Below are 22,276 nucleotides of genomic sequence, written 5' to 3' on the forward strand. Positions count from 1 at the left end.
CAACCATTTGATTTTTGCCGGAGCGGAGTGAAAAGTAGCCGCTATGCGCAGCATAAATGTAAAGTTTTGTTTCTTTACCCGGTTATCGCACCACAGCCCTTGAAACCGGCGCAGATGGCCTTACCATCTGATCATCGCATGGTGCGATATGTTTGAGAGGATTGACGACGATATGATGCGTATTGCTTTGTTCCTGTTGACCAACCTGGCCGTGATGCTGGTGTTCGGCCTGGTGCTGAGCCTGACAGGCATTCGGTCCAGCAGCGTGCAGGGACTGATGATCATGGCGCTGCTGTTCGGTTTTGGCGGATCCATTGTTTCGCTGCTGATGTCCAAGTGGATGGCGCTGCGCTCCGTTGGCGGCGAGGTGATTGAGCAGCCGCGCAATGAAACCGAACGCTGGCTGGTCGAGACGGTACGCCGTCAGGCCCAGCAGGCCGGTATCGGCATGCCGCAGGTTGCCATCTATCACGCACCGGATATCAATGCGTTCGCCACCGGCGCCCGGCGCGACGCCTCGCTGGTCGCGGTGAGCACCGGTCTGCTGCAGAGCATGAGCCGCGATGAGGCCGAGGCGGTGCTGGCGCATGAGATCAGCCACGTCGCCAACGGTGACATGGTGACGATGACGCTGGTGCAGGGAGTGGTGAACACCTTCGTGATCTTTATTTCCCGCCTGATTGCCCAGGTGGCGGCGGGTTTCCTCTCTGGCAATCGCGATGAGGGCGAGGGCGAGAGCAGCGGTAACCCGATGATCTACTTCGCCGTTTCCATGGTGTTGGAGCTGGTGTTTGGCATCCTAGCCAGCATCATTACCATGTGGTTCTCGCGCTACCGCGAGTTCCGCGCCGATGCCGGGTCGGCCGACCTGGTTGGCCGAGAGAAGATGATCGCCGCCCTGCAGCGCCTGAAGACCAGCTATGAGCCGCAGGAGGCCGGCAGCATGATGGCCTTCTGTATCAACGGTCGCGGTAATCGTACCTTTGGCGAGCTGTTCCTGTCACACCCGCCGCTGGATAAGCGCATCGAGGCGCTGCGCAGCGGTCAGTATCTGAAGTCATGACCGATCGCGCGCCGCGCGCGACGGTATGAGGTAAGGTAAAAATACCGCTCACCATCAGGTGGGCGGTATTTTTTTTGCGGATGGGGCTGGGATGCCGTGAATAGCCGGGTGAAGGGGCGCCCCGAGAAGGGGCGCGAGGCGGGGTTAGCCCAGGGTCATCAGACTGGCGTTGCCGCCGGCTGCCGCGGTATTCACGCTCAGCGCGCGCTCGTGGACCAACAGCTCCAGACGCAGCCGTGTGTCGCCGGGCGCCAGGCCCTGCAGGGGGACGATGGCGCCGCGGCGGGCGGCAATCTGCCCGCCGAGGAGGCGCAGTCGATCGCTGTCGCCATGGTAGATCGCCGCGTCGAACTCCAGCGCCATCAGGCTATCCGCCGGGCTCAGCGTGATGCGCGCCGCGACCGTCGCTGGCAGCGCTTTGTGCAGCGCGCGGTGTCGCGGGGTATCGGGCCACAGGACGCGGCAGCCGACCGCCACGGCCGCCGCCAGCTGGATCAGCGCATCGTCCTCGCTCTCCGCCACGCACAGCACCCGCTCGCGCGGGACAAGGCGCAGGGTGTTGCGCTCACCGGTCGGCCCTCCCAGCGGGCGCGGGACGGCGGCGGGGCACAGGCTGGCGTAGCGCTGGCACAGGATCTGGAGCGCCGGGCGATCGATGGCCCAGTCATTCAGGGCCTGCAGCGGCGAGGCGGCGTCGTACGGCTGACGCTGAGCGGCGTCGGTGCTCAGCGTCAGCGCATTTTCCGGACTGCGGGCCAGCAGGCGGTAGAGATAGAGCGGGCCGCCGGCCTTCGGGCCGGTGCCGGAGAGCCCCTCACCGCCGAAGGGCTGTACGCCGACGACGGCGCCGACGATATTGCGGTTAACGTAGATATTGCCGACGTGGGCGCGCTCGGCGATGCGGGCGATGGTTTCGTCGATGCGCGAATGTACCCCGAGGGTCAGGCCGTAGCCGGAATCGTTGATCTGGGCCAGCAGCGCATCCAGCTGCCCGCGGCGGTAGCGCACCACGTGCAGCACCGGACCAAAGATCTCCCTCTGCAGCGCATTGGGGCTGTCCAGCTCGATCAGGGTGGGCGGCACAAAGTGACCCCGAGCGCGGCGCTGGGCGTCGTCCTGGGCGTGCGCCGCCTGGAATACCGGGTATCCCTTGGCTCGCATGGCGAGGATATGCTGCTCGATATTGCTCTGGGCCTCGCTATCGATCACTGGGCCGATGTCGCAGTCCAGCCGCTCCGGGTTGCCCAGGCGGTATTCCGCCATGGCGCCGCGCAGCATGGTCAGGGTCCGGTCGGCGATCTCCTCCTGCAGGCAGAGGAGGCGCAGGGCGGAGCAGCGCTGTCCGGCGCTGTCGAAGGCTGACGTGACAACGTCACTTACGACCTGCTCGGTCAGCGCCGACGAGTCGACGATCATCGCGTTGAGCCCCCCGGTCTCGGCGATCAGCGGCGTTGGCCGACCCTGCGCATCGAGCCGATCGGCGACGGCGCGCTGCAGCCGTTTGGCGACCTCCGTCGAGCCGGTAAACATGACGCCGCGCACCCGGCTATCGTTGACCAGTTGGGCGCCCACGGTTTCGCCGCGCCCCGGCAGCAGCTGTACGGCGCCGGGGGGGACGCCGGCGTCGTGCAGGATAGCGATGGCCTGGGCGGCGATCAGCGGCGTCTGTTCGGCGGGCTTGGCGAGTACGCTGTTGCCGGCGGCCAGCGCGGCGGCGATCTGGCCGGTAAAGATGGCCAGCGGGAAGTTCCACGGGCTGATGCAGACCACGCAGCCCAGCGGACGGTGGCTCTCGTTGTCGAAGCTGACGCGCACCTGCTCGGCGTAGTAGCGCAGGAAGTCGACGGCTTCGCGCACCTCGGCGACGGCGTTGGCAAAGGTCTTGCCTGCCTCACGTATCAGAATCCCCATCAGCGTCGGCATCTGGCGCTCCATCAGGGTGGCGGCGCGCGCCAGGATGGCGGCACGCGCCTGCGGCGGCGTGGCCCCCCAGATGGGGGCGCTACGCTGCGCATCCGTCAACGCCTGCGCGACCTCCTGCTCGCTGGCGTCGCGCGTGTAGCCGACGATATCGCCCGGCTCGGCGGGATTAGGCAGGGCGCGCAGGTCGCCTTCGGCGCAGGGCTGCTCCAGCAGCGGTATCGCCACCCGCCGCTGATGGGCGTCGTTCAACAGGGCGCAGGAGAGGGAGGCCAGGCGCTGCTCATTGCTCAGATCCAGTCCGGCGGCGTTGGCGCGCCCCGGGGCATACAGATCGCGCGGCAGCGGGATCTTCGGATGGGGGAGCCCAAGGCACCCCTCCTGCGCCGTCAGCGTATCCACGGCGGCGACCGGGTCGGCGACCAGCGCTTCCAGCGGCAGGCTGGCGTCGGCGATGCGATTGACGAAGGAGGTGTTGGCGCCATTCTCCAGCAGACGGCGCACCAGGTAGGCTAACAGCGTTTCATGGGTGCCGACCGGCGCATAGATGCGGCAGGGGCGATTGAGCTTGCCGTCGGCGACCTTGCCGACCACCTGCTGGTATAGCGGCTCGCCCATGCCGTGCAGGCACTGGAACTCATACTGCCCCGGGTAGTAATTCTGTCCGGCCAACTGATAGATGGCCGCCAGCGTATGGGCGTTATGGGTGGCGAACTGCGGGTAGATCAGGCTGGGCACGCTCAGTAGCCTCTTGGCGCAGGCCAGGTAGGAGACATCGGTATAGATCTTGCGAGTATAGACCGGGTAGCCCTCCAGCCCCTCGACCTGGGCGCGCTTGATTTCGCTGTCCCAGTAGGCCCCCTTCACCAGGCGGATCATCAGGCGGCGCTGGCTGCGGGCGGCGAGATCGATCAGGAAGTCGATCACCGAGGGACAGCGCTTCTGGTAGGCCTGGATCACAAAGCCGATGCCGTTCCAGCCGGCCAGCTCGGGCTCATGGCACAGCCTTTCCAGCAGATCGAGGGAGAGCTCCAGGCGATCGGCCTCCTCGGCGTCGATATTGATGCCGATGTCGTACTGGCGCGCTAGCAGGGTGAGGGCGCGGAGGGTCGGATACAGCTCTTCCATCACGCGTTCATACTGGGCTCGGCTATAGCGCGGATGCAGGGCGGAGAGCTTGATCGAGATCCCCGGCCCCTCATAGATGCCGCGTCCGTTAGCGGCCTTGCCGATGGCGTGGATCGCCTGTTGGTAGGAGTGCAGGTAGGCCTGCGCGTCGGCGGCGGTCAGCGCCGCCTCGCCCAGCATGTCGTAGGAGTAGCTGAAGCCTTTCTCCTCCAGGCGCTGCGCGTTGGCCAGCGCCTCGGCGATGGTCTCACCGGTGACGAACTGCTCCCCCATCAGGCGCATCGCCATATCCACCCCCTTGCGGATCAGCGGTTCGCCGCGCTTGCCGATGATCCGGCTCAGCGCGTGGGAGAGGTGGGCCTCGCTGTGGGTCGCGACCAGCCTGCCGGTGAGCAGCAGCCCCCAGGTGGCGGCGTTGACGAACAGCGAGGCGCTGCGGCCGAGGTGCGCCTGCCAGTCTCCGCCGCTGATCTTGTCGCGGATCAGCGCATCGCGGGTGGCCTTATCGGGAATGCGCAGCAGCGCCTCGGCCAGGCACATCAGCGCGACGCCCTCCTGAGAGGAGAGGGCGAACTCCTGCAGCAGGCTCTGTACCATCCCGGCTCGTCCGCCGGCGTTCTTCCGGCCGCGCAGCTGCTGTGCCAGGCGGTAGGCCAGCTGATACGCCTGCTCGGCCAGGGGGGCGGGCAGGCGGGCCTGTTCGAGCAGCGCCGGGAGAGCCTCTGTCTCCGCGCGGCGGTAGGCCGCGGTGATATTGGCCCGCAGCACCGACTGCGGCAGAATCTGTTCAGCGAACGCCAGGAAGGGCGGCTGTCCCTCCGGCGGCGGCGGCGTCTCCACCGCGGGGGGATCGACGACGGCCGCCAGCTCCGGCGGCGTTTCGCCCTGTTCCAGACGCTCCAGATAGCTGAAGATGGCCTGTTTGATCAGCCAGTGCGGCGTACGGTCAATCTGGCTGGCGGCCGCCTTGATACGCTCGCGGGCGGCGTCATCGAGCTTAACCCCCATGGTTGTCGTTGCCATCGCATTTACTCCTTTTGGCTCTGTCTGTCGCGCGGGTGAGGCCAGCCTTTGGGATGGCGCTGCAGCGCCGCAGCGCGAAGGATAGGCCGTCGCACGGGGCAGACGGCGGGAATTCGCAGTCGGATCCCGGCGCTCGTCGTTTCATGGCGGCGCCGCATTGCAAAAAATATCCATTATGTTGCAACTTTGTGCAACCTTGTTAAATGCGACGTGGCCTACAGGTTTGAAAATGATATTTACCCCGGCGTTAATGTCATTATAGAAAGTATGGATAGCAGGTTGCGCCAGGTTTCCGTGCGAATGATCTCAAAATGAAAGGGTGCAACCGGTGTTAATGTGATCCAGCACGGTTTGTGCTCATTTTCTCTCTGCCGCGCATGGGTTTTATGTAAATGATGTGTTAATTAATGGTTGATATTTGAATCCGCGGCGGAAACGGCTGGGCGGGCGCGTTCGCCGGCGCGGCCTCGACGGCGGCGTCATGACGGCCCGGTGCGCCAGACGAGACTTTCGGGAGAGCGACAATGACAATGAGCACGCCCATGTTGGTGACCTTTTGTATCTATATCCTGGGGATGATCCTAATCGGCTTCCTCGCCTGGCGATCGACGAACAGCTTCGATGACTATATTCTCGGTGGGCGCCGCCTCGGCCCCTTCGTGACTGCGCTGTCGGCCGGGGCATCGGACATGAGCGGCTGGCTGCTGATGGGCCTGCCCGGCGCGGTGTTCGTCGCCGGTATCTCGGAGAGCTGGATCGCCATCGGCCTGACGCTGGGCGCCTGGCTAAACTGGCGGCTGGTGGCGGGACGCCTGCGGGTGCACACCGAGGCGAGCAATAACGCCCTGACCCTGCCGGACTACTTTACCGCCCGCTTCGCTGATGACAGTCGATTGCTGCGTATCATCTCCGCCCTGGTGATCCTGCTATTTTTCACCATCTACTGCGCCTCTGGGATCGTGGCTGGCGCCCGCCTGTTTGAGAGCACCTTCGGCATGAGCTACTCGACGGCGCTGTGGGCCGGGGCGGCGGCGACCATCATCTATACCTTTATTGGCGGCTTCCTGGCGGTCAGCTGGACCGACACGGTGCAGGCGAGTCTGATGATCTTCGCCCTGATCCTGACGCCGGTGATGGTGATGATCTCCGTCGGCGGTTTCGATGACGCGCTGGAGGTGATCAGGCAGAAGAGCAGCGAAAGCGTCGATATGCTGAAGGGGCTCAATCTGGTGGCCATCCTTTCGCTGATGGGCTGGGGGCTAGGCTACTTTGGCCAGCCGCATATATTAGCGCGCTTTATGGCGGCCGACTCGCACTATAGCCTGGTCAATGCCCGGCGTATCAGCATGACCTGGATGGTCCTTTGCCTGCTTGGCGCGGTCGCCGTCGGCTTTTTCGGCATCGCCTACTTTAGCAACCATCCCGCGCTGGCCGGCGCGGTGGATCGCAACGCCGAGCGGGTCTTCATCGCGCTGGCACAGCTGCTGTTTTCTCCGTGGATTGCCGGGATCCTGCTGTCCGCTATCCTGGCGGCGGTGATGTCGACGCTCAGCTGCCAGCTGTTGGTCTGCTCCAGCGCGATTACCGAGGATCTGTATAAGGCCTTCCTGCGCAAGCAGGCCGGACAGCGGGAGCTGGTGTGGGTCGGACGGGCGATGGTGCTGCTGGTGGCGCTGGTCGCCATCGCGCTGGCGTCCAACCCGGAAAACCGGGTGCTGGGGCTGGTGAGCTATGCCTGGGCCGGCTTCGGAGCCGCCTTCGGTCCGGTGGTGATCGGCTCGGTGCTCTGGTCGCGGATGACCCGTAACGGCGCGTTGGCCGGGATGGCCATCGGCGCCCTCACGGTGATCGTCTGGAAACAGTACGCCTGGCTGGGCCTATATGAGATCATTCCGGGCTTCCTGTTTGCCGGCGTCGGCATCCTGGTGGTCAGCCTGCTGGATCGCGCACCCTCGGCGGCGGTGCAGCGGCGCTTCGCCGCCGCCGATGCCGAGTATCGCTCCCCGCCGCCGCGCGCTCTGCGGCCGGAGGTGGAGTGACGGCGCCCGCCGCGAGCCGGACGCCAGTCCCCCTGACGCTACTTGCCGCGTCTCTGCGTTTCGGCATCGTGCATCCTTTGGTGGCCCTGGATGATCTGCTGATGCGCGGCCGCGCTACTGTTGTTCATGGCCCGGTGGGCGATGATCGCCCGCTGATGCTTATCCAGAGGAGCGCTGTCGTGTCCCGTCGCGCCGTGGGCTGAGGCGAGGCGCTGAGGCGCCGCCGGTGGGGCGCTGTCCTGCCCGCTGGCGGCCAGGGCTGCGCTGCTGAGGCCCAGGGTGAGCAAGGCGGTGTAGATCAGTCTTTTCATCGGTATGACTCCATATCGGTAATCTCTGCGTGCAACGCCGGCGGCGTCGGTCACGCGAACGGGGGGAATGTTGCGTCGGAAAACGCCCCGGCGCGCGGGGGATGGAGCGCCGTTACGCGGGCGTCTCTCCTCCGATGCGTACCAGTATACCGGGGGGATCCGCAGCCGCGCGTGACGGGAGAATGACGATCGCGTAATGATTTATTGTATTGATTACTAATCTATTATTTTTTGCAGCCCGGGGTGTTCCCGCTTTCCGGGGCGCGAGGCAGGGAGAAGGTAAAGCGGGTGGCATCGGGATCCGAGCTAACCCAGATCTGGCCCTGATGCGCGCCGATGATCGATTTGACGATGGCCAGGCCGATGCCGCTCCCTTCGCCGTTACGCTGGCGCGCGGGGTCGACGCGATAGAAGCGGTCGAATAGGCGCGCCAGGTGACGCGACGCGATGGGCGTGCCGGGATTGGCGACGCAGAGTCGCACTTCATCGGCCGTCCCGCTGAGTCGCACGGTCACGCTGTGGCCCGCCGGGGTATGGCGAATGGCGTTGGATAGCAGATTGCTGATGACCCGTCGCAGCATTGACGGATCGCCCCAGGCGGCGGGGCCCTCGCCGTCAACGCGCAGGGTCACTTGGCGTTCCTCCGCCCAGGCCTCGAAGAAGTCGAACACCTTGAGGGTCTCCTGGCGCAGATCGAGGGGAACGCGACTGAGGCGAAGACGCTGGCTGTCCGCCTGCGCCAGAAACAGCATGTCGTTCACCATCTTCGCCATGCGCTGGTACTCTTCAAGGTTCGAATAGATCACCTCCTCCAGCTCGTTCTGCGTGCGGGGCTGACTCAGTACGATTTCGCTCTGGGTGATCAGGTTGGTGATCGGGGTGCGCATCTCGTGGGCGATGTCGGCAGAAAAGTTTGCCTGCCGAGTGAAGACGTCTTCGATGCGGGCGAGCATCTGGTTGAAGGAGAGCACCAACTGCTGCAGCTCGATCGGCACCGCGCCGGGGGCGAGGCGGGTATCGAGATTCTCCGCGGTGATGGCCTTGATCTTCCCGCTGAGATCGCGCAGCGGCCGGTGTCCGCTGTAGATGGCGAGCAGCACGATGAAAATGATCAGCAGGCTGATGAGGGCCGCGCAGAGCATCAGATTGGCCTTCAGCTGCTCAAGATAGTGCAGGTGTACATTGATGGAGAGGGCGATCAGCAGGGTGTAGGGGGTGCGCGGATCGCCCGCCGGATAGACCGTGCTGGCGATGAGGCGGTAGGCGTTTCGATCCGTCGCCTCGCGCGGGCCGTCGGCGTGGCGGCCGTCTGGCCAGAGAAAGACCTGACCGCTTTGCAGATAGCGCTGCAGCTCCGGCAGCTGCCAGACCGCGTCGAGATCGGCGGCGGCCTCCGCGCGGTAGCGATAGAGAAAGTGCCGATCGCCGGCGCGCAGCGCGACGCTGATGTTCGGGTAGCCGGCCAGCACCCGGCTGAGCGTATCGAGGCGCTGGATGCCGGGGCGGGGCGGTTCTTGCAGGACGCGCAGGACGCTGCTGCGCACCTGCTGGAGCGTGCCGTTGTCCAGCTCGGCGAAATGGCGCTCGACGGAGTAGATCATGATCCAGGTGAACGCGACAAAGGCGAGACTGGTCGCCAGCGAGATGGTAAGGGTCAGGCGGGCCGCCAGGGAGATGGGGCGCCGCACGCGCTTAGCCCACATCCGGCGCCTCGAGCAGGTAGCCGACGCCGCGCACCGTCTGGATGAGCTTGGGCTCGAAGTCAAGGTCGATCTTCGCCCGCAGCCGCTTCACGGCCACGTCGATGGCGTTGGTGTCGCTGTCGAAGTTCATGTCCCAAACCTGCGAGGCGATCAGGGAGCGGGGCAGCACCTCGCCCTGGTGGCGGATAAAGAACGTCAGCAGGGTGAACTCCTTGCCCGTTAGCGTGATGCGCTTAGCGCCGCGGGTCACCTTTCTGGAGAGAAGATCCAGGGTGAGATCGGCCACGTGCAGCTGGCTCTCGGGAATGTGGGTGCTGCCGCGGCGCAGCAGGGTTTTCACCCGCGCTAAGAGCTCGGCGAAGGCGAAGGGCTTGACCAGGTAGTCGTCGGCGCCGAGCTCCAGCCCCTTTACCCGTTGTTCGATGGTGCCCAGCGCGCTCAGCAGCAGGATCGGCAGCCCCTGGTTGGCGTTGCGTAGCATGCGCACGATGTCCCAGCCGTTGACGTCGGGCAGCAGAATATCGAGGATGATCAGATCATAGCTGGCGGTCATCGCCAGGTGGTATCCCGTCAAACCGTTGTCGGCGAGATCGACGACAAATCCTGCCTCTGTCAGTCCCTTACACAGGTATTTCCCGGTTTTTACCTCATCCTCGACGATCAGTATTTTCACCCTGTGCTCCGTTATCTCATGCTCTCCCGGCCATTGTAGAGGGGTTGAGGGCGAGATCAATCGATGAACGGGAAAATGACAGCTTTGTCATTTGGCTGTCACCGGGCAAACCGTATCGGTTTGTTAAGGTGCCTTATCCTTTGGCGGCCTTATGGGTGCCACTCCCCCATCGGCATGTTTGGGCTATCAGCGTTATGGTTAAGTTAAAGCAATTAAGCGTCAGCGTGGTATTGACTCTGACGGGATGCGTCTCTCTGGCGCCAGAGTATCAGCGTCCGGCATTGCCGGTAGGCGCGCAGTTCTCCTCGGCGGCGGCGGCTGGCGCCACGGCGGCGACGTACGACCGGGATCTGGGCTGGCGCCAGTTTTTTCGCGATGCGCAGGCCAGACAGCTGATCGACGAGGCGCTGCGTAACAACCGTGACCTGCGGCAGGCGGTGCTCAATGTGCGTCTGGCGCGCGCCCAGCTGGCACTGCAGCAGGCCGACCGCTATCCCCAGCTCGATGTTTCCTCGCAGGCGAACTATCGCGCTCCGCTCCAGGGCGGCGCCAGCAGCCGAGAGTATCAGCTGGGCGGCGCGCTGGGGGTCGAGCTGGATCTGTTCGGTCGGCTCCAGTCGATGAGCGAGCGGGAACGGCAGAACTTTCTCGCCAGCCAGCAGGCACAGCGTGCGGTGCATATCCTGTTGGTCTCCAATGTCGCCCAGGCCTATTTTACCCAGCAGCTGGCCTACGCCCAGCAACGTATCGCCCGAGAGACGCTGCAGAGCTACCGCCAATCCTACACCCTGATTGAACGGCAGGTGCAAAGCGGCAGTAATAACCTGCTGGCGCTGGAGCAGGCGCGCGGGCAGATCGATACGACCCAGGCGACGCTGGCGCGGCGCGAGGGGGAGGTGGCGCAGGCCAACCATGCTATCCAGCGGCTCGTCGGCGTCTATGGCGGAGCCCCCCGCGATCTGCGCGGGCTGGAAAGCCCGGTCGGTCCAGTCGCGCTACCGGTGCCGCTGCCATCGACGATCCTGCTGCAGCGGCCCGACATTATGGAGGCGGAGCATCAGCTGCGGGCGGCGGATGCCGATATCGGCGCGGCGCGGGCGGCATTCTTTCCCTCGATCTCGCTGAGCGGCGGACTGAACGCCAGCGGCAGCGATTTAGCCGGATTATTCAGCGCGGCCGGTGGAATGTGGAGCTTTGTCCCCAAGGTTACCCTGCCGATCTTTAACGGCGGGCGTAACCGCGCCAATCTGCAGCTCGCCGAACTACGCCAGCAGCAGTCCATCGTGAATTATGAAAATAGGATCCAGGCGGCGTTTAAGGAGGTGGACGATGCCCTCTCCACGCGCCGGAGCCTCGCCGATCAATTAACGGCGCAGCAGCGCTATCTCGACGCGCTGCAGGCGACCTTAGGGCGCGCCCGCGGCCTATACGCCCACGGTGCGCTGAGTTATCTCGAGGTCTTGGACGCCGAACGCGCGTTATTTACCACCCAGCAGACGCTACTCGATCTGCGCTATGCCCAGCAGGCGAATGAGATAGCGCTTTTTGCCGCCCTGGGCGGCGGTTGGCAGGCATAACAACTGACCCTTAATCCAATGGAGTGAATTGTATGAAAACAGCGATCAAAGTGGCTTTATGTACGGCTTTCATCATGGCGGGCAGCGTCCCAGCGCTGGCGGCGGAGAATGGCCATCAACACGCTCAGCCGGCGGCGGCCGATCAGGTGCAGACGCCACAGGTAACGACCCGCGGCGAGGTGAAGGCGATTGATTTGCAGAGTAATAAGATCACCATCAGTCACCCGGCGATCCCCGAATTGGACTGGCCGGCGATGACCATGCGCTTTACCTTCGATGAGGCGAGCCAGGTCGCGGGAGTAAAGGCCGGCGATCGGGTCTCCTTCTCGTTTGTTCAGCAGGGCGCGATCTCACGGTTAACCGCCATCCATGCCATCTGATCGCAGCGATGCTATTGATGCCGGAGGTTCCCGAGGGGACTCCGGCCGTTCGACTCTGCGTCCGTCGTGAATGACCGGCTCGCGAATGGGGATTGTCATGCCCGCTCTAAATATAAAGTATGCCGCGGCGCTTGCCGGCGGCCTCATTCTGGGGGGGGCGATCACCGTCGCCCTGTATCCTTATCTGAATCTGACATCGTCAGCCGCCACGGCGCCGGCCGAACGCCGCGTGCTGTTCTGGTATGACCCGATGAAACCCGATGTCAAATTCGACCAGCCGGGGAAATCCCCCTTTATGGACATGGATCTGGTGCCGAAATACGCCGACGAGGGCGGCGCGGAGGGGCAGGATGGCGGCGTACGCATCGATCCCGCCCAGCGGCAGAATCTGGGGCTGAAGACGGCCGAGGTGCGACGGGGGACGCTGCGCGACGCACTTACGCTGCCCGCCACCATCAGCTTTAACGAGTATCAATACGCGATCGTGCAGGCGCGTGCGGAGGGGTTTGTCGAGAAGGTCTACCCGTTGACCAACGGCGATCGGATCGCGCGCGGCAGCCCGCTGGTCGATATCACCATCCCGGCCTGGGTCGAGGCGCAGAGTGAATATCTGCTGCTGACTCAGCCGGGGGGCGGCCAGGAGGCGCAGCGCCAAGGGGTGCTGGAGCGTCTGCGCCTGAGCGGGATGCCGGAGGAGGATATTCAGCGCCTGCGCACCGCCCGGCGCATCCAGACGCGCTTTACCCTGCGCGCGCCGATCGACGGGGTGATTACCGCCTTCGATCTGCGCGCCGGGATGAACTTCTCCAAGGATAAGACGGTGGCGCAGATCCAGGGTATCGACCCAGTCTGGGTCAGCGCTGCGCTGCCGGAGGCGATGGCCGCGCAGCTGAACGCGGATAGCCGCTTCGAGCTGACGGTGCCCGCCTATCCACAGCAGCGTTTCTCGGTGCGCGACTGGCGCACGCTGCCCAGCGCCGATCCGGCGACGCGCACCCTGCAGATCCGCCTTGCGGTGGCCAATCCCGACGGCAGACTGAAGCCCGGCATGAACGCCACGCTGCATCTTGAGACGCAGAGCCGGCCGCTGCTGCTGATCCCCGCCCAGGCGATCGTCGATAGCGGCGCCGAGCAGCATGTGATCACCGTGACGCAGGACGGGCGCTTCCTGCCGAAGCGCGTCGCGGTGGCGCAGGAGGCGCAGCAGCAGGCGGGGATCGCCGCGGGGCTGACGGAGGGGGAATCGGTAGTGGTCAACGGCCTGTTCCTGATCGATTCGGAGGCCAGTATCAGCGGCGCGCTGGCGCGTATGCGTCAGGCGGGTGGGGGAGATGCGCCGTCATCCCCTGGCGCACCGGCTCCCTCCGCGTCGCACGCCGAACACGGAGACGCGCGCCATGATTGAATGGATTATTCGACGCGCGGTGGCGAACCGCTTCTTGGTCATGATGGGCGTCCTGTTCCTCGGTATCTGGGGCGCCTGGACCATCGCCAACACGCCGGTGGATGCGCTGCCCGACCTCTCCGACGTCCAGGTGATCATCAAGACCAGCTACCCGGGGCAGGCCCCGCAGCTGGTGGAGGATCAGGTCACCTATCCATTGACCACCACCATGCTGTCGGTGCCGGGGGCCAAGACGGTGCGCGGCTTCTCCCAGTTCGGCACCTCCTACGTCTATGTGATCTTCGCCGATGGCACCGACCTCTATTGGGCGCGCTCGCGGGTACTGGAGTACCTGAATCAGGTGCAGGGTAAGCTGCCGGCGGGCGTCAGCGCGGAGATCGGCCCCGATGCCACCGGGGTCGGCTGGATCTTCGAGTATGCGCTGCTGGATAAGAGCGGGCGACACGACCTGGCCGAGCTGCGCTCGCTGCAGGACTGGTTCCTGAAGTATGAGCTGAAGACCATCCCCAACGTCGCCGAGGTTGCCTCGGTCGGCGGGGTGGTGAAGCAGTATCAGATCCAGGTCGATCCGCTGAAGCTGGCGCAGTATGGCATCAGCCTGGCGGCGGTGAAGCAGGCCGTCGGGGCATCCAATCAGGAGGCGGGCGGCGCGTCGCTGGAGCTGGCCGAGGCGGAGTATATGGTGCGCGCCAGCGGCTATCTGCGCACCCTCGACGATTTTAACCACATCGTTCTGAAGAGCGGCCAGGATGGCGTACCGGTCTATCTGCAGGACGTCGCGCGGGTCCAGATCGGGCCGGAGATGCGCAGGGGGATCGCCGAGCTGAACGGCGAGGGCGAGGTGGCCGGCGGGGTGGTGATCCTGCGCTCGGGCGAGAACGCGCGCCAGGTGATCTCGGCGGTGAAGGCGAAGCTGGCCGCGCTGCAGGGCAGTCTGCCGCCGGGGGTGGAGGTGGTGACAACCTATGACCGCAGCCAGCTGATCGATCGGGCCATCGACAACCTTAGCGCCAAGCTTATCGAGGAGTTTATCGTGGTGGCGCTGGTCTGTGCCCTGTTCCTGTGGCATGTGCGCTCGGCGCTGGTGGCTATCGTCTCCCTGCCGCTGGGGCTGTGCATCGCCTTTATCATCATGCGCTACCAGGGGCTGAACGCCAATATCATGTCGCTGGGGGGGATCGCCATTGCGGTGGGGGCGATGGTCGATGCGGCGATCGTGATGATCGAGAACGCCCATAAGCGCCTGGAGGAGTGGGCGCATCGTCATCCCGACAGCCCTATCGACAACGCGACGCGCTGGCGGGTGATCACGGATGCCGCGGTCGAGGTGGGGCCGGCGCTGTTTATCAGCCTGCTGATCATCACGCTCTCCTTCATCCCGATCTTCACTCTGGAAGGGCAGGAGGGGCGGCTGTTCGGCCCGCTGGCCTTCACCAAGACCTATGCCATGGCCGGCGCGGCGGCGCTGGCGATCGTCGTCATTCCGATCCTGATGGGGTTCTGGATCCGGGGCGACATCCCGCCGGAGAGCCGCAATCCCCTGAATCGTTTTCTGATCAGGATCTATCATCCGCTGTTGCTCGCCGTGCTGCGCTGGCCGCGGCTCACCCTGCTGGCGGCGGCGCTGTCGATAGTGACGGTGATCTGGCCGTTGGAGCGCCTCGGCGGCGAGTTTTTGCCGAACATCAACGAGGGCGATCTGCTGTACATGCCCTCGACGCTGCCGGGGATTTCGCCGGCTCAGGCGGCGCAGCTGCTACAGACCACGGACAAACTGATCAGGCAGGTGCCGGAGGTGGCCAGCGTCTTTGGTAAGAGCGGGAAGGCGGAGAGCGCGACCGACTCGGCGCCGCTGGAGATGATCGAGACCACCATTCAGCTGAAGCCGCAGGATCAGTGGCGTCCGGGAATGACGATGGACAAGATCATCGCCGAACTCGACGCCACGGTGCGTCTGCCGGGGCTGGCTAACCTGTGGGTTCCGCCGATCCGCAACCGTATCGACATGCTCTCGACCGGCATCAAGAGCCCGATCGGCATCAAGGTGTCGGGTACCGTGCTGGGCGACATCGACGTCACGGCCCAGCGTATTGAGGCGGTGGCTAAGGGGGTACCCGGGGTGGTTTCGGCGCTGGCGGAGCGCCTGGAGGGGGGGCGCTACCTCGATATTCAGATCCAGCGCCAGCGGGCCGCCCGCTACGGGATGACGGTCGCCGATGTGCAGCTGTTCGTCTCATCGGCCATCGGCGGGGCGATGGTGGGGGAGACCGTCGAAGGGGTAGCGCGCTATCCGATTGCGCTGCGCTATCCCCAGAGCTGGCGGGATTCGCCCGAGGCGCTGCGCCGGCTGCCGATCCTGACGCCGCTCAATCAACAGATCACCCTGGGCGATGTGGCCGAGGTGCGCGTGGTCTCTGGGCCATCGATGCTGAAGACGGAGAATGCGCGCCCGGCCAGCTGGATCTATATCGATGCCCGCGGGCGCGATATGGTGTCGGTGGTCGAAGATCTGAAGACGGCGATCCAGCGCGAGGTCACCCTGGCGCCGGGCACCAGCGTCAGCTTCTCCGGCCAGTTCGAGCTGCTGGAGCATGCCAACCGCAAGCTGATGCTGATGGTGCCGATGACGCTGGTGATCATCTTCGTGCTGCTCTACCTGGCCTTCCGGCGAGTAGAAGAGGCGCTGCTGATCCTGATGAGTCTGCCCTTCGCCCTGGTGGGTGGCATCTGGTTTCTCTACTGGCAGGGGTTCCATCTGTCGGTCGCCACCGGCACCGGCTTTATCGCCCTGGCCGGCGTGGCCGCCGAGTTTGGCGTGGTGATGCTGATGTACCTGCGCCAGGCCATCGAGCAGGATCCGGCGCTGAGCCACGCTGAGCGCTTTACCCCGGCCGCGCTGGATGAGGCGCTGTATCACGGCGCGGTGCTGCGGGTGCGCCCCAAGGCGATGACCGTGGCGGTGATCATCGCCGGTCTGCTGCCGATTCTGTGGGGAACGGGCGCCGGCTCGGAGGTGATGAGCCGCATCGCCGCACCGATGATCGGCGGGATGATCACTGCGCCGCTGCTGTCGCTGTTTATCATCCCGGCGGCCTATAAGCTGATCTGGCTGCATCGCCAACGCCGAGCTACGCGCCGGACGGACACTTCAGCGTAGAAAAACGGGCGGCACGCCTTGAGCATGCCGCCCGCTTGGCGCATCCCTTTCCCTAGCGCGCGGCGCGTATTCCTCCAGCGATCCCCTGTGGGGAGAACAGAACCTGCCAGAGTTGGATATCGCGAGCGCGGAACGCCCCGGCGCAGGCACACAGATAGTAGTTGAACATGCGGAAGAAGCGTTCGGAGTAGCGTTGCTGCAGCGCCGGCCAGGCAGCGAGGAAGCGCTGTTGCCAGGCCATCAAGGTACGGTCGTAGTCGGCGCCGATGTTATGCCAGTCCTCCATCACAAAGAGCGGCTCACTGGCCCGGGCGATGTGGCGTAGCGAGGGGAGACAGCCGTTGGGGAAGATATACTTATTGATCCAGGGGTCGACATCCGGCGTGGTGCGGTTGGCGCCGATGGTATGCAGCAGGAACAGCCCGTCATCCTTGAGATTGCGCCGTGCGACGGCGAAATAGGTGGCATAGTTCTTTGGTCCGACGTGTTCGAACATGCCGACGGAGACGATACGATCGTAGCGCGCGTTCAGATCGCGGTAGTCCTGCAACAGGATGCGTACATCCAACCCGTGGCAGCGTGCGGCGGCCAGCTTCTGCTGTTCGGCCGAGATGGTCACCCCATCGACCCGCACCCCGTAGTGGCGGGCGGCGTAGGCGGCCAGCCCCCCCCAGCCACAGCCGATGTCCAGCAGGGCCATGCCGGGACGCAGCTGAAGTTTCTCACAGATCAAACGCAGCTTATCCCGCTGTGCCTGCTCCAGGCTCTCGGCCTGCTTCCAATAGGCGCAGGAGTACTGCATCTCGGGATCAAGCATCTGGCTGAAGAGGTCGTTGCCCAGATCGTAGTGTTCGCGCCCCACCGTCCAGGCGCGGCGGCGAGACTGCAGGTTGGTCAGGCGGGCGCCGGCGACGCGCAGGGTGTCGCGCCAATGGTGCGGTAGCTGACGCTCCAAGCCGGCGCGCAATACCTTATGAAAGAAGATATCTAGTCGTTCGCATTGCCACCAGCCATCCATATAGCTTTCGCCGAGCCCCAGCGACCCCTGCTGCAGTACACGGCGGTAAAAATGCGGATGGATAACCTGGATATCATAGGGCCGCTCACCGTTGAGTGTGATCCCGGCCCGGCCCAGCATCTCGCTGGCGATGCGTTGCCAGGTGTCATTCTGTTCGCTGATCTCTTCTACACATGATGCGCTCATCGTTGCTCCCTCGCCAAATCGGATGGACGGTCAGCCTGATGGCGTCGCCGGCTTTTCAGCGAGCGGAGGGCTGTTGCTGTCCACGGCCTGCTGCGTAAAACGCAAGGCTGGTCACATTCTGTTCAGTATAGGCCGGAGGGAAAAGAGGCTCAAGGCGGGGAGGAGACATTGCCAGACGCGCCGGGAGACCCAGCGCGTCGGCGTGGAAATCAGCGGCGGGAGAGGGCGTGCTGACCGCGCTGCTGTTCGCGGCGTTTTTCCAGCATAGTTGTGACGCTGTCACTTTTAAGCCAATACCCCAGCGCAACCAGCGGAATGGTGCCGGCCATGATGGCGGAGGTCGCCAGCAGCGGCATGTGGATCAGCGCCGACACCAGCAGGCTGGCCAGGAAGCAGACGCCCAGCTGCAGCGTGTTCTGCAGCGCCGCCGCTTTGCCGCTGTTGTTCGGGAAGGGCGTCAGGGCGCTGGCCACCACGATAGGATAGATAGCGCCGTTCATCATCGCCATGACGCAGAACGGGACCAGCAGCGCTAGCAGGCCGGGCTGGTAGCTGAGGGCCATCACCAGCATCGCCAGCATGCTCAGCGAGTAGATCACCAGCAGCCACGGCAGCAGCAGGGTACCGCCGATGCGGCTCAGCAGCGCCCGGCAGCCGTATCCGCCCAGCAGGAAGGCGATGGTCTGCGGTACATAGCTCAGGCCGATATCGTTCGGGCTATAGCCCATCTCGCCCAGAATAAACGGCGAGCCGGTCAGCCAGGCGAAGAAGCCGGCGGAGCAGGCGGCGTAGATCAGCACGTTGCCGCTGAAGACATTAGAGCGCATCAGGCGCAGGAAACCGATGCGCGGCGCCTGACGGTTAGCCGCCGCCCGGTGCTCCTGCAGACACAGGGTCGGGATCATCAGCAGCAGAGTGATGGCGAACAGCACGGCGAAGATAGCCTGCCATTCAAAGTGGTTGAGCAGCCAGGCGCCGAGCAGCGGCGCCAGCGCCGGCGACAGGGCGACCAGCGGCATGACCGTGGCGAAGACGCGGTTGGCGACCCCTTTGCTGTAGCGATCGATAACCAAAGCCTGCCAGGTGACCGCCGCGGAGCAGACCCCGACGGCCTGCACGAAGCGCAGGATCAGCAGCTGGGTGGTATTGCCGACCCACAGCATCCCCAGGCAGGCCAGGGCGAACATGCCCAGCCCTAACAGCAGAACCGGTTTGCGTCCGATGCGATCGGAGAGCGGTCCCCACAGCAGCTGCGCAAAGGCAAAGCCGGCCAGAAAGATGCTCAGGCTGGCGCTGATGGCGCCAGCGGAGGCGCCCAGGTCGTGGCGCATGGCGCCAAAGGCGGGCAGATACATATCGGTGGCCAGGTACCCCAGCATACTGAGGCCAGCCAGATAGATCATAAAACCTGATTTACTTCTCATTATTTTGACTCGTTATGAATATGTTGCAGGCGGAGAATGTGACGGGTGAGAGTTTATGGGCTGACGTCAGCGTTGTGAAACGCTATTATTTGGCATGATGGATGAAAATTTTTGAAAGCATAATATTGAGGGGCTGAACATGTGGTCAGAATATTCGCTGGAGGTGGTGGATGCGGTTGCCCGCACCGGGAGCTTCAGCGCGGCGGCGCAGGAGCTGCATAGGGTGCCCTCTGCCGTTAGCTATACCGTACGTCAGCTGGAGAACTGGCTGGCGGTACCGCTGTTTGAACGACGTCACCGTGACGTTGAGTTGACCGAGGCCGGGGCGTTTTTTGTCGATGAGGCCCGCAGTATTATCAAAAAAATGAATGCCACTCGGCGCCAGTGTCAGCAGGTCGCCAACGGCTGGCGCGGTCAGTTCCATGTCGCGGTGGATCGCATCGTCCGTCCGCAGCGTTGCCAGCAGCTAGTAGTGGACTTTTACCGTCACTTCCCCGATATGGAGCTGATGATCCACAGCGAGGTGTTCAACGGCGTGTGGGACGCGCTGATCAACGGGCGGGTTGAGGTGGCGATCGGCGCGACGCGGGCGGTACCCGCCGGCGGGCGCTACGCCTTCCGCGATATGGGCTTTCTGCGCTGGCGCTGCGTGGTCAGCCCCGACCACCCGCTGGCCGCGTTTGACGGCGAGGTGGACGACGACCGCCTGCGCCCTTTTCCGGCGCTGAGCATCGAGGATACCTCACGGACGTTGCCCAAGCGGGATACCTGGCTGCTCGATAACCAGCGGCGCTTGGTGGCGCCGGACTGGCCGTGCGCCATCGACTGTCTGGAGGCCGGGCTGTGCGTCGGCCTGATGCCGGCCCACGCCGCCGAGCCGCTAATTGCCGCCGGGCGCCTGCATGCGCTGCGCCTGTGCCAGTCGTTTCCCGACAGCGCCTGCTGTGTGACCTGGCAGGATCACAGCCGTTCGCCGGCCCTTGAGTGGCTGCTGGAGTATCTGGGCGATACCCGTACCATGAATCAGGAGTGGCTTATGCCGCAGCCAGCGTGACGATCCGTCCGTCGGGCGGAACGTCGGCGCGATCGTGGGTGACTAGGATCGCGGGAATGGCGCGTTCGGCGATCTGCCCGTAGACCCAGCGGCGAAAACGGCGGCGCAGCGGGGCGTCCAGGCGGGAGAAGGGCTCATCGAGCAGCAGGGCCGAGGGCGCGGCCAGCAGCGTGCGCAGTACGCTGATGCGCGCGCGCTGCCCCCCTGAGAGGGCGGCGGGATAGCTGGCGCCCCGTCCGGCCAGCTCCGCCTGCTGCAGCGCGCGCGTCACCGCCTCATCCGATACCCCCGGCGGCAGGGCAAAACGCAGATTCTGCGCCACAGTCAGGTGTGGGAACAGAACATCATCCTGAAACAGCAGCCCGATCCCGCGCCGCCAGGGCGGCACGCGGCTCAGGCTGCGCCGATCCAGCCAGACTTCGCCGCGGGCGACCAGCGGCGGCTGCAGATGGCCGCCGATCCCGGCCAGCAGGGTGGATTTGCCGCAGCCGCTGGGGCCCATCAGCGTGACGATCTCCCCCGGCGCGACCGTCAGCGTCAACGGTGCCAGCAGGGGACGCCCGGCCAGTTCGACGCTCAGCTGGCGGAGATTAAGGGTGGTCATGCGACGTTGCTCCTCGTATACCGCGCCGCGGCAGCCACAGCGCCAGCAAAAATGCCGGCAGCGGTAGCAGGGTTTGCCACAGGGCGCCGATGGCGGCCAGGCGGCGATCGATGCCGCTGGCATAGGCGACGGTTTCCGTGGCCAGGGTCGGCAGCCGCCCGGCGCCCAGCCCCAGCGTCGGCAGATACATGCCGACGCTGACCGCGATGCCAAAGGCCACCGTCAGCCGCAGCGCCGGCAGCATCTGCGGCAGCTTAATCCGGTAAAAGGCCTGCCAGGGCGTCTTACCTAACGCCAGCGCTACCCGGATCTGACGCGTATCGAAACGCAGCCAGGCGCCGGACAGCGTCAGCAGGTAGTAGGGGGTGACGAACAACAGCTGGCCATAGATAACCAGCGGGTAGCTGCCCAGCAGCTGGCTGCGGGCGGCGAAATACTGCAGGCCGAAGATCAGCCCCATCTGCGGCAGCAGCAGCGGCAACAGCAGCCAGGCACCGGGGGCCCGCCGTCTCAGGGCATACCACTCCAGCGTGCCGAGCGCCAGTATCAGCGCCAGCAGATTGACCGCCAGCGCGATGCACAGGGTATGCCACAGCGGGGCGCTCCAGTCACTGAGGCTGTACAGCCAGCTGTCATAGCGCCACTGCTGCGGCCAGCGTTGCGCAAAGGGCCAGCGCTGGGCCAGCGAAATCAGCACCAGCATCAGGTAGGCCGCAGCGGTCAGCGCCAGCGCCAGGGGCCAAAAGGCGGCATAGGCCGCTGACCCGCCGAGGGCGACGCGTCGTCGCGGGGGCCGGCGGCCCACGGCGACCCACAGGCGCTCTATGCCATACCAGAGCAGCAGCGCCAGCGCGTTTAAGAGCATCAGCAGCAGCGCCCCGAGGGCCGCTAGCGCCGTCTGCCCACCGTCGGCAATCCACTGCCACAGCAGCTGCGCAAACAGCAGCGGCCGCTGCGGACCGAGCAACTGCGCCAGATCCAGCGCCGACAGGGCAAAGGCCAGGACGCAGAACATGGGCAGGCGTAGCCCCGGCAGCAGCTGCGGAACCACGATACGCCACCAGCCCTGCGCCGGGGGATAGCCCAGCGCGGCGCCGATACGCAGCTGCCGCGGCGCCGCGCAGCGGGCGGCCAGATTCAGGGTAAGCAAATAGAAAAAGGGGGTCTCTTTTAACAGCAGGAGCAGCGAGAGGCTCAGGCCGTAGGGATCGTTGGGAAGCGGCAGGTCGGGCGGCTGCTGCCAGCCAAACAGCGGCGCCATCAGGCGCCACAGCAGGCCGGTTGGCGCCAGCAGCATCAGCAGGCCGGTGGCCAGGGCGATGTGGGGGGCCGCCAACAGCAGCGCCGGCGCCAGCGCATGCTGACGCTGACGCCGCAGGGTGAACCCGGCCAGCGCCAGCGCCAGCAGCAGGGCTCCGGCGCTGGCCCCCAGCGCTATCCACAGCGACAGACCGAGGCTGTGACCGAGCGCGGGCCACTGCAGCAGTCGCTGCAGCGCCTGTCCTGCATCCTGTCCGGTCAGCGGCAGTAGGGTTGCCGGGACCATCGCCGCCAGCGGCAGCGCGCCGGACAGCAGCACCAGCGCGGGAAACAGGACTAGCCGAGACACGC

The 22,276-nt window shown here is 65.0% G+C and carries 15 protein-coding genes; 7 read left to right on the forward strand and 8 right to left on the reverse strand.

Annotated features, from left to right (window positions below):
- Positions 1-172 precede the first annotated feature (172 nt).
- Positions 173-1,063 (forward strand): protease HtpX, encoded by an 891-nt coding sequence (gene htpX / locus ETEE_RS16720; protein ID WP_034163499.1) that lies wholly within the window; start codon positions 173-175, stop codon positions 1,061-1,063.
- A gap of 144 nt (positions 1,064-1,207) precedes the next feature.
- Here htpX and putA read toward each other — a convergent pair whose 3' ends face one another.
- Entirely contained in the window at positions 1,208-5,134 is a 3,927-nt protein-coding gene (gene putA / locus ETEE_RS16725) for a trifunctional transcriptional regulator/proline dehydrogenase/L-glutamate gamma-semialdehyde dehydrogenase (RefSeq protein ID WP_034163485.1), read from the reverse strand.
- A 524-nt stretch (positions 5,135-5,658) separates the two neighbouring features.
- On the opposite strand from putA, the gene putP reads away from it, so the two are divergent.
- Positions 5,659-7,173: a sodium/proline symporter PutP gene (gene putP / locus ETEE_RS16730; protein WP_071844164.1), complete on the forward strand. Its 1,515-nt coding sequence runs from the start codon at positions 5,659-5,661 to the stop codon at positions 7,171-7,173.
- 38 nt (positions 7,174-7,211) lie between these two features.
- On the opposite strand, the gene ETEE_RS16735 is transcribed toward putP, so the two are convergent.
- The 3 genes from ETEE_RS16735 to ETEE_RS16745 form a co-directional block, all read right to left on the reverse strand.
- Positions 7,212-7,484 carry a hypothetical protein gene (locus ETEE_RS16735; RefSeq protein WP_034163483.1) on the reverse strand — a complete coding sequence of 91 codons (273 nt, stop codon included), beginning with the start codon at positions 7,482-7,484 and terminating at the stop codon, positions 7,212-7,214.
- 224 nt (positions 7,485-7,708) lie between these two features.
- Complete coding sequence (locus ETEE_RS16740) at positions 7,709-9,187, reverse strand: Cu(+)/Ag(+) sensor histidine kinase (RefSeq protein ID WP_034163482.1); 1,479 nt, start codon at positions 9,185-9,187, stop codon at positions 7,709-7,711.
- Positions 9,177-9,860 carry a copper/silver response regulator transcription factor gene (locus ETEE_RS16745; protein WP_034163481.1) on the reverse strand — a complete coding sequence of 228 codons (684 nt, stop codon included), beginning with the start codon at positions 9,858-9,860 and terminating at the stop codon, positions 9,177-9,179. Before ETEE_RS16745 ends, ETEE_RS16740 begins: the two co-directional genes overlap by 11 nt.
- Positions 9,861-10,054: 194 nt before the next feature.
- Between ETEE_RS16745 and ETEE_RS16750 the strand changes: the two genes are divergently transcribed.
- The 4 genes from ETEE_RS16750 to ETEE_RS16765 all read left to right on the forward strand — a co-directional run bounded on the left by ETEE_RS16750 (position 10,055) and on the right by ETEE_RS16765 (position 16,379).
- Positions 10,055-11,437 (forward strand): Cu(I)/Ag(I) efflux RND transporter outer membrane protein, encoded by a 1,383-nt coding sequence (locus ETEE_RS16750; RefSeq protein WP_034163480.1) that lies wholly within the window; start codon positions 10,055-10,057, stop codon positions 11,435-11,437.
- A 32-nt stretch (positions 11,438-11,469) separates the two neighbouring features.
- On the forward strand, positions 11,470-11,817 hold the full coding sequence (locus tag ETEE_RS16755; RefSeq protein WP_034163479.1) for a copper-binding protein: 348 nt from the start codon (positions 11,470-11,472) through the stop codon (positions 11,815-11,817).
- Positions 11,818-11,914: 97 nt separating this feature from the next.
- Entirely contained in the window at positions 11,915-13,222 is a 1,308-nt protein-coding gene (locus ETEE_RS16760) for an efflux RND transporter periplasmic adaptor subunit (protein WP_034163498.1), read from the forward strand.
- A complete protein-coding gene (locus tag ETEE_RS16765) occupies positions 13,215-16,379 on the forward strand; it encodes a CusA/CzcA family heavy metal efflux RND transporter (protein WP_034163478.1) in 3,165 nt (1,054 codons plus the stop codon). The genes ETEE_RS16760 and ETEE_RS16765 overlap by 8 nt, the downstream gene beginning before the upstream one ends.
- Before the next feature lie 52 nt (positions 16,380-16,431).
- Here ETEE_RS16765 and cfa read toward each other — a convergent pair whose 3' ends face one another.
- Entirely contained in the window at positions 16,432-17,583 is a 1,152-nt protein-coding gene (gene cfa, locus ETEE_RS16770; protein ID WP_034163477.1) for a cyclopropane fatty acyl phospholipid synthase, read from the reverse strand.
- A 209-nt stretch (positions 17,584-17,792) separates the two neighbouring features.
- Positions 17,793-19,007 (reverse strand): purine nucleoside transporter PunC, encoded by a 1,215-nt coding sequence (gene punC, locus ETEE_RS16775; RefSeq protein ID WP_034163476.1) that lies wholly within the window; start codon positions 19,005-19,007, stop codon positions 17,793-17,795.
- A gap of 139 nt (positions 19,008-19,146) precedes the next feature.
- Here punC and punR point away from each other — a divergent pair, with 139 nt between their 5' ends.
- Complete coding sequence (gene punR / locus ETEE_RS16780; protein ID WP_034163475.1) at positions 19,147-20,061, forward strand: DNA-binding transcriptional activator PunR; 915 nt, start codon at positions 19,147-19,149, stop codon at positions 20,059-20,061.
- Here the strand turns inward: punR and ETEE_RS16785 are convergent.
- Positions 20,042-20,665, reverse strand: coding sequence for an ATP-binding cassette domain-containing protein (locus ETEE_RS16785; protein ID WP_034163474.1), 624 nt, complete (start codon positions 20,663-20,665; stop codon positions 20,042-20,044). The two genes, punR and ETEE_RS16785, sit on opposite strands and share 20 nt — an antisense overlap.
- Complete coding sequence (locus ETEE_RS16790) at positions 20,652-22,274, reverse strand: ABC transporter permease family protein (protein ID WP_034163473.1); 1,623 nt, start codon at positions 22,272-22,274, stop codon at positions 20,652-20,654. Before ETEE_RS16790 ends, ETEE_RS16785 begins: the two co-directional genes overlap by 14 nt.
- Positions 22,275-22,276: the final 2 nt, after the last annotated feature.

Source organism: Edwardsiella anguillarum ET080813, from assembly GCF_000264765.2.
Lineage (GTDB): Bacteria > Pseudomonadota > Gammaproteobacteria > Enterobacterales > Enterobacteriaceae > Edwardsiella > Edwardsiella anguillarum.